We start from the raw sequence: 1,177 nt of genomic DNA on the forward strand, positions 1-1,177 counted from the left end.
GGGCGAAGAGCCAGTGGAGGGTGATGCCATATTGCTGAGTGAAGAATCGAGGGGGTGTTTGAGAGTTTCAGAGATTTTGTTGGTCGACACACAGTGCGGGTCACGGTTCCTTGGTGACCACGCCCAACGCACATCGGTAAAAAATCCTTGTCTCCTATCAATCTGACCTACACAGGCATGTTGCCAGGGGTGAAGAAACGACGCAAGAAGGAGGCACCGCCCTCTACGACGCACAAACCTACAGTCCTGACCATGTTGCGCCCACCCGTTACCATTTTATCCTCCCTGTACGGGGTCGAAAAGGCAGCACTGGGGGAAGCAGAGTTAACTCGTGTGCGTAAGCATCTTACAGCCGTGCAAAAGGATTGGTATGACTCTGCCAAGAGTCTGTCTTACCCGCTCTATCAGGAAGATGAGCGCTTCTTGTGGACACCACGGTTTTATGGGCTGCAAAAGTGGGGAGCGCCCACTCACAATCAACTACAGACAGGTATTCCTATGCAAGATGGCGTTACGTTTCACGCCCGCTTAGACGAAACGCGTCATCAACAGACATCTTTTGATCGCATCGTCAAGGCTTTTCGCGATCCACTGGCTGGTGGTGGCATGTTGTGTTTGCCCTGTGGATTTGGCAAAACGGTGGTGTCTCTGGCTGCAGCCATTGAAGGTGTCAGACAGGTACATGGCACTCCGGTCAAAACCATGGTGCTGTTGCACAAGGATGACAGTGTAGAGCAGTGGAGAGAGCGCATTGGCCAATATGTTCACGGAGTGCGGGTGGGTGTGTTGCAGGGTAGTAAGTGCGAGATCAAGGAGACCGATCTTGTGCTGGCCATGGTTCAGTCTTTGGCTTCTCGCTCCTATCCTGACCTGGATGACATTGGTCTGCTGGTGGTGGATGAAGGACATCACATGGCTGCTCCCAACTTCAAAAACGCCCTCGCCAAGATCCGACCCAAGTGGATACTGTGTCTGACCGCCACTCCTCAGCGTGCAGATGGTCTACAGTATGTCTTGCACATGTATATGGGCCCCATTCTCTTTCAAACCACGCGTGCGATAACAGGCAAAGAACGTGTGCGCATGGTCAAGTACGTAGATCCCTCACAGCGTGAGATCTCCACCAAGTCTGGCAAACCCCTCACTGCTGTCATGCACAAGAGAATGCGCATGGATC

General features: G+C 52.8%; 1 protein-coding gene. It reads left to right on the plus strand.

Annotated elements, in window-relative coordinates:
* Positions 1-147: 147 nt before the first annotated feature.
* A partial coding sequence (locus V6D20_23530; GenBank protein HEY9818751.1) for a DEAD/DEAH box helicase family protein occupies positions 148-1,177 on the plus strand: 1,030 nt, incomplete at its 3' end.

It is taken from the genome of Candidatus Obscuribacterales bacterium (genome assembly GCA_036703605.1).
Taxonomy (GTDB): domain Bacteria; phylum Cyanobacteriota; class Cyanobacteriia; order RECH01; family RECH01; genus RECH01.